This is a genomic window from Pseudomonas sp. NPDC087639 (assembly GCF_044743385.1).
Classification (GTDB): Bacteria; Pseudomonadota; Gammaproteobacteria; order Pseudomonadales; family Pseudomonadaceae; genus Aquipseudomonas.
Genome location: NZ_JBIUWI010000078.1, coordinates 2,379 through 9,796 on the forward strand (window position 1 = coordinate 2,379; position 7,418 = coordinate 9,796).

The window sequence follows — 7,418 nt, forward strand, 5'->3', positions numbered from 1 at the left end:
GGCCCATGTCGAACTTGATGTCGCGACCGGTGGACGCCAGCGAGCAGAAGGTGAAGCGCAGGGCGTCGGTGCCGTAACTGGCGATGCCCTCGGCGAACTCGTCGCGGGTCTGCTTCTCGATCTTCTTCGCCAGTTTCGGCTGCATCATGCCGGAGGTGCGTTTTTGCACCAGTTCTTCCAGCTCGATGCCGTCGATGATGTCCAACGGGTCAAGGACGTTGCCCTTGGACTTGGACATCTTCTGGCCCTGGCCATCACGTACCAGACCGTGCACATAAACAGTCTTGAACGGAACCTGCGGCGTGCCGTCCTCGTTCTTGATCAGGTGCATCGTCAGCATGATCATCCGGGCAACCCAGAAGAAGATGATGTCGAAACCGGTCACCAGCACGTCGGTGGAGTGGAATTTCTTCAGGAACTCGGTCTGCTCAGGCCAGCCGAGGGTGGAGAACGTCCACAGACCGGAACTGAACCAGGTGTCGAGTACGTCGTTGTCCTGTTGCAGTGCAACGTCCGGGCCGAGGTTGTGCTTGGCACGTACTTCGGCTTCATCACGGCCGACATAGACCTTGCCCGACTCGTCGTACCAGGCCGGAATCCGGTGGCCCCACCAGAGTTGACGGCTGATGCACCAATCCTGGATGTCTCGCATCCACGAGAAGTACATGTTTTCGTACTGTTTCGGCACGAACTGGATGCGGCCATCTTCAACGGCAGCAATCGCAGGTTCAGCCAACGGCTTGGTGGAGACGTACCATTGGTCGGTCAGCCACGGCTCGATGATGGTGCCGGAGCGATCGCCTTTCGGCACTTTCAGGTTGTGATCGTCGACGCTGACCAACAGGCCGGCAGCGTCGAACGCAGCAACGATCTGCTTGCGCGCTTCGAAGCGCTCAAGGCCGGCGTACTCGGCCGGGATCTTGCCGTCGATGCTGTCGTTCAGCGTGCCGTCGAGGTTGAACACCTGGGCGGCTGGCAGCACGTTGGCGTTCTTGTCGAAGATGTTCAGCAGCGGCAGGTTGTGGCGCTTGCCGACTTCGTAGTCGTTGAAATCGTGGGCCGGGGTGATTTTCACGCAACCGGTGCCGAATTCAGGATCGCAGTAATCGTCGGCGATGATCGGGATGCGACGGCCAACCAGTGGCAGTTCGACAAACTTGCCGATCAGGGCTTTGTAGCGTTCGTCGTTCGGGTTTACCGCGACGGCGGAGTCGCCGAGCATGGTTTCCGGACGGGTGGTCGCGACGATCAGGAAATCGTTACCTTCAGCGGTTTTCGCGCCGTCAGCCAGCGGGTACTTCAGGTTCCACAGGAAACCTTTCTCGTCGTGGTTTTCCACTTCGAGGTCGGAAATCGCCGTGTGCAGCTTGGTGTCCCAGTTGACCAGACGCTTGCCGCGATAGATCAGGCCGTCCTCGTGCAGACGCACGAAGGCTTCTTTAACGGCTTCCGAGAGGCCGTCGTCCATGGTGAAGCGCTCGCGGCTCCAGTCTACGGACGAGCCGAGGCGGCGGATCTGACGGCTGATGTTGCCACCGGACTGATCCTTCCATTCCCAGACTTTTTCGAGGAATTTTTCGCGGCCCAGATCGTGACGATTCTGGCCCTGGGCTTCCAGTTGGCGCTCCACCAGCATCTGCGTAGCGATACCGGCGTGGTCGGTACCTGGCTGCCACAGGGTGTTGCGACCCTGCATGCGGCGGAAACGGATCAGGGCGTCCATGATCGCGTTGTTGAAACCGTGACCCATGTGCAGGCTGCCGGTGACGTTCGGCGGCGGGATCATGATGGTGTAGGAATCGCCCGCGCCGTGCGGTGCGAAATAGTTCTCGGACTCCCAGGTGTTGTACCAGGAAGTTTCAATGGCGTGCGGCTGGTAGGTCTTATCCATGCGCGGCGGGACCCTATTGGCATTTATTCAGGAAAAGCCGGGAAGTATAGCGGGGCATGGGGCCGAGGGCGAGCGGGGGAGGGGCGGGTGGACGCAAGCTTTCTGTAGGAGCTGCCGAAGGCTGCGATCTTTTGACTTTGTTTTTTAAGGTCAAGATCAAAAGATCGCAGCCTGCGGCAGCTCCTGCAGGGGATCGTGGGGGTTATTCGTACTGGCTGAGCAACCGTTCCATCCGCGCATCGAGGCGGCGTTTGATTTCGGTTTCGATGTGCGGCGCGAAGTCGTCGATCACGTCTTGCATGATCAATTGCGCGGCGGCGCGCAGTTCGCTGTCCAGGTGCAGCAGGGCGTCCGGGCCTTTATCGACGGTCGCAGCAGGTTGCGCGGCAGGCGTCGGGGTCGGAGCCGGTGGCGGCTCGACGGCGGGCGCCTCGGCGCCGACCGAATCGAACAACATCGGAATCTGTTCCTGTTCACCGTCATCGACCGTGTCGGTCAGCAGTGGCGGTTGCAGGTTGTCATCGCCGAGCAACTGGCGGATCGATTCGAGATCGTCCAGCAGGTGTGCGGACTTTTGCTGCGGTTTCGGAGTGTCCATTGGAGTGCTCAGAGTCGCTGTAAACGGTGATCTTGCAGAGGATAGCCCTGTTCGCGGTAGAAACGGAAACTCTCCCGCGCAGCCGCGCGAATGGTCGGATCTTCCACCACCACTTCCGCCACGCGGGCGAATTTGTTGGCGAAGGCCGGGACTTTCAGGTCGAGATTGACCAGTAAATCCTGATGCTGACCGCAGTCATCGCCCACCCCCAACACAATCAACCCTTCGGGTTCACTGTCGGCGGGGCCGTGGGGCACGAAGCTTTCGCCCTTGAACGCCCACAGCCGAGCATCGAGATCTTCGCGCTGAGCGGCATCGCTGCAATGCAGGTAGATGCGGTGGCCCATGCGCCAGGCTTTCTCGGTGAGCTTGCAGGCAAAGTCCAGGCGTGCCGAGGGATCGGCGCTGGGCAGGATATAGAAGTCGACTTTGGTCATTGCGGTTCCTGAGCTGAAAGCGGCGCCTCAAAAAAGAAGCGCCGCCCGCAGGCATCGGTTTCAGGCTTTGGCGCGATCCAGCAGGTATTGGGTCAGCAGTGGCACCGGACGGCCAGTGGCGCCCTTGTCCTTGCCGCCGCTGGTCCACGCGGTGCCCGCGATGTCCAGGTGCGCCCAGTTGAGGTTCTTGGTGAAGCGCGACAGGAAGCATGCGGCGGTGATGGTGCCGGCCTTCGGCCCGCCAATGTTGGCGATATCGGCGAACGGGCTGTCCAGCTGTTCCTGGTACTCATCGAACAGCGGCAGTTGCCAGGCGCGGTCATCAGCAGCCTTGCCGGCGCTGAGCAGTTGGCCGATCAGTTCGTCGTTGTTACCCAGCAGGCCCGAGGTGTGGGCGCCCAGTGCTACGACGCAAGCGCCGGTCAGGGTGGCGATATCGATCACCGCTTGTGGCTTGAAACGCTCGGAGTAGGTCAGGGCATCGCACAGCACCAGACGGCCTTCGGCGTCGGTGTTGAGGATTTCCACGGTCTGGCCACTCATGGTGGTGACGATGTCGCCCGGACGGGTCGCATTGCCGCTCGGCATGTTTTCGGCGCAGGCGAGGATGCACACCAGATTGATCGGCAGCTTCAGTTCGAGGACCGCACGCAGGGTGCCGAACACACTGGCAGCGCCGCCCATGTCGTACTTCATTTCGTCCATGCCGGCGCCCGGCTTCAGGCTGATGCCGCCGGTGTCGAAGGTGATGCCTTTGCCAACCAGTGCGTATGGCTTCTCGGATTTCTTGCCACCGTTGTATTGCATGACGATCAGGCGCGGCGGTTGTTCGCTGCCCTGGCCAACGGCATAGAACGAGCCCATGCCCAGCGACTTGATCTTCTTCTCGTCGAGCACTTCGACTTTCAGGTCCTTGAACTCTTTGCCGAGGTTCTTGGCTTGTTCGCCAAGGAAAGTCGGGTGGCAGATGTTCGGCGGCAGGTTTCCCAGATCACGGGTGAAGGCCATGCCATTGGCAATCGCGGTAGCGTGATTCACGGCGCGCTGAACTTCGGCTTGTGCAGCCTTGATGGTCAGCAGGGTGATTTTCTTCAGGGCGCGCGGTTCGGCCTTCTGGCTCTTGAACTGGTCGAAGGTGTATTCGCCGTCCACCAGGGTTTCCGCCAGCAGGCGGGTCTTGCCGTAACTGTCGCGGCCCTTGACGATGACTTCGTCCAGCGCCAGCACGGCATCGCTGCCGCCCAGGCCTTTGAGGGTGTTGAGGATGCCGGCAACGATTTTGCGGAACGGACGGTCGCCCAGTTCCTCGTCCTTGCCTACGCCGACCAGCAGCACGCGCTCGGCTTTGAGGTTTGGCAGGCTGTGCAGCAGCAGGCTTTGACCAACCTTGCCGGCCAGATCGCCACGCTTGAGTACGGCGCTGATCGCGCCACCGCTCAGCTCGTCGACCTGTTTGGCGGCGACACCGAGTTTGCGGCCTTCGCCGACGGCAACCACCAGGGTGGCGGTTTTCAACGTTTCTGGGCTAACGCTTTTTACAACCAGTTCCATGTCCGGATCCCTGAATGAATGGTCAACACGCAGGCGTTCGACGGTGTCCGCAGTCGCCTGCTTATAGATAGAAGAGGCGCAGGCCAAAGCCTGCGACAAGGGCCGCAGTTTGAACCTCGCTCCCCGCGCCTGACAACCCTAGGGAGCATTCTCAATTAGTTTTCACACAGCGTTATCGCCTTAAAGCCAGCCAGGCAAGGCGCAGGCCGCTGGGAATGGTTGTTCCCTTTCCAAGGCCTGCAACGCAGACTGGCCGGCTTTAAGGCACAACCCGAAGGGCCGCGCCTGCTGTTGTGCAGGGCTGCGTTGCTCGAAGCTTATTTGGAATGACCAAACCACGCTTCTCGCGCCTTGCCCTGCACAACAGCAGACCCGGCGCGGTGTGAAAACTAATTGAGAACGCCCCCTAGGTTGTACGATCTTCAACGGATTGCTTGCGAGGATGAGTGTGCGCAGTGACAGGCGCCCTCAATCACAGGATAATGCCGCATCTTTTTTCGACGGCTCTGCGTTGCGGGCCGGTCGATGTGTTTGCTTGTTTGGCCGCCTTAGCCTGACAACCCTGGAGTGTCTGGTTTGATCGTCTTCCGTTATCTGTCCCGCGAAGTCCTGTTGACCCTCAGCGCCGTGAGTGCGGTGTTGCTGGTCATCATCATGAGCGGTCGCTTCATCAAATACCTCGCTCAGGCCGCTGCCGGCCAGCTCGATCCGGGTTCGCTGTTCCTGATCATGGGCTTTCGTCTGCCGGGCTTCCTGCAACTGATTCTGCCGCTGGGTCTGTTCCTCGGGATCCTGCTGGCCTACGGTCGCCTGTACCTGGAAAGCGAAATGACCGTGCTCTCGGCCACCGGCATGAGTCAGCAGAAGCTGTTTCGCATGACCCTGTTCCCGGCAACGCTGGTGGCACTGGTCGTGGCATGGCTGAGCCTGGGCCTGGCCCCGCAGGGTGCCAATCAGTTCCAGTTGCTGCTGAACAAGCAAGACGCCCTGACAGAGTTCGATACCCTCGAACCGGGTCGCTTCCAGGCCCTGCGTGACGGCACCCGAGTGACCTACACCGAAACGTTGAGCGACGATCGCGTCAATCTGGGCGGAGTGTTCATCTCGCAGAAGAACCTCGGCGCCGATCAGAAGGATCGCGGGATTTCCGTGCTTGTGGCCGAAAAGGGCCGTCAGGAAGTCCGCCCCGACGGCAATCGCTACCTGATTCTCGACAATGGTTATCGCTATGACGGCAGTCCGGGTCAGGCGGATTACCGCGCCATTCACTACGAAAACTATGGTGTGCTGCTGCCTAAACCGGACGTCAGCGAAGAAGTCACCGATCGTGACGCCATGCCGACTTCGTCTCTGCTGGGCAGTGACGACATCCGCTCCAAAACCGAACTGCAATGGCGTCTTTCCCTGCCGTTGCTGGTGTTCATCGTGACCCTGATGGCGGTGCCGCTGTCGCGAGTCAATCCGCGTCAAGGGCGTTTCCTCAAGCTGCTGCCGGCGATTCTTCTTTATATGGCTTACCTGACCATCCTGATTGCCGCCCGCGGCGCCCTTGAAAAAGGCAAGATTCCACCGGCGCTCGGCTTGTGGTGGGTGCATGCGATCTTCCTGGTCATCGGCCTCGGCCTGCTGTATTGGGAGCCGCTGCGTCTGAAGATGGCCAGCCGTCGCGCTGCTGCGCTGGAGGTGGCCCGTGGTTAAACTCGACCGCTACATCGGCAGCAGCGTGTTCATGGCTATCATTGCCGTGCTGGCAATCATTCTCGGTCTGGCGACCCTGTTCGCCTTTATCGATGAGATGGGTGACGTCAGCGAAACCTACACATTGGTAGACGTGCTGAGTTTCGTCCTGCTGACCGCGCCGCGCCGGCTCTACGAAATGTTGCCGATGGCCGCGTTGATTGGCTGCCTGATCGGCCTCGGCAGTCTGGCCAGCAGCAGCGAACTGACCGTAATGCGCGCCGCTGGCGTGTCGATCGGCCGGATCGTCTGGGCGGTGATGAAGCCGATGCTGGTGCTGATGCTCGCAGGCGTGTTGATTGGCGAATACGTCGCCCCGGCCACCGAAAGCATGGCCCAGGCCAATCGCTCTCTGGCTCAGGGCAGCGGCGACGCGCAAAGCGCCAAGCACGGTATGTGGCACCGTCAGGGTGAAGAATTCATCCACATCAACGCCGTGCAACCCAACGGCCTGTTGTATGGCGTGACTCGCTATCACTTCGACAAGGAACGCCACCTGCTGAGCTCCAGCTTCGCCAAGAAGGCCGAGTTCGATGGCACTCAATGGCAGCTCACCGACGTGGCCACCACCTTGTTCCATGAGCGCAGCACCGAAGTCGTAAACACGCCGAGCGAGCGTTGGGACGTGGCCTTGAGCCCGCAACTGCTGAGCACTGTGGTGATGGCCCCGGAATCGCTGTCGATCAGCGGACTGTGGGGCTACATCCACTATCTGTCGGAGCAGGGCCTGAGCAACGGCCGTTACTGGCTGGCATTTTGGGTCAAGGTGTTGCAGCCGTTGGTGACAGCCGCGCTGGTGTTGATGGCGATTTCCTTCATCTTCGGCCCGCTGCGTTCGGTAACCCTCGGCCAGCGTGTGTTCACCGGTGTGCTGGTCGGCTTCACCTTCCGCATCGTCCAGGATTTGCTCGGTCCGTCGAGCCTGGTGTTCGGTTTCTCGCCGCTGTTTGCGGTGCTGGTGCCGGCCGGTGTCTGCGCGCTGGCAGGTGTCTGGCTGCTTAGACGAGCCGGTTGATGAACAAGCTTTCATCCTCTGCTTAGCCCCGGAAACGCCTCGATCAACCGATCGGGGCGTTTTTGCATGCAATCCGGGTGACAGGCGAACGTGACGCTTGCGCCGTGTATCAGGTACAATTCCCGGCTATTTTTCGGCGGGCCATGCCTGCAGCCTTTTTGAGTGTTGATCCGTGAGTGATTTGAGTCA

The 7,418-nt window shown here is 60.4% G+C and carries 6 protein-coding genes; 2 read left to right on the forward strand and 4 right to left on the reverse strand.

From position 1 onward, the window contains the following. From ACIOVB_RS23870 to ACIOVB_RS23885, 4 genes are all read right to left on the reverse strand, one after another. Positions 1-1,891: valine--tRNA ligase (locus ACIOVB_RS23870; protein ID WP_401271855.1), on the reverse strand; the 1,891-nt coding region annotated here is incomplete at its 3' end. Positions 1,892-2,093: 202 nt separating this feature from the next. Further along, a complete protein-coding gene (locus tag ACIOVB_RS23875; protein WP_401271856.1) occupies positions 2,094-2,489 on the reverse strand; it encodes a DNA polymerase III subunit chi in 396 nt (131 codons plus the stop codon). A gap of 8 nt (positions 2,490-2,497) precedes the next feature. Continuing rightward, positions 2,498-2,926 (reverse strand): DNA polymerase III subunit chi, encoded by a 429-nt coding sequence (locus ACIOVB_RS23880; protein WP_187680037.1) that lies wholly within the window; start codon positions 2,924-2,926, stop codon positions 2,498-2,500. A gap of 60 nt (positions 2,927-2,986) precedes the next feature. After that, complete coding sequence (locus ACIOVB_RS23885) at positions 2,987-4,477, reverse strand: leucyl aminopeptidase (RefSeq protein WP_187680036.1); 1,491 nt, start codon at positions 4,475-4,477, stop codon at positions 2,987-2,989. A 576-nt stretch (positions 4,478-5,053) separates the two neighbouring features. Here ACIOVB_RS23885 and lptF point away from each other — a divergent pair. Both lptF and lptG read left to right on the forward strand, forming a co-directional pair. Beyond that, positions 5,054-6,175 (forward strand): LPS export ABC transporter permease LptF, encoded by a 1,122-nt coding sequence (gene lptF / locus ACIOVB_RS23890; protein WP_401271857.1) that lies wholly within the window; start codon positions 5,054-5,056, stop codon positions 6,173-6,175. Then, positions 6,168-7,229, forward strand: coding sequence for an LPS export ABC transporter permease LptG (lptG, locus tag ACIOVB_RS23895; RefSeq protein WP_187680034.1), 1,062 nt, complete (start codon positions 6,168-6,170; stop codon positions 7,227-7,229). The genes lptF and lptG overlap by 8 nt, the downstream gene beginning before the upstream one ends. The last annotated feature ends 189 nt before the right edge of the window (positions 7,230-7,418 follow it).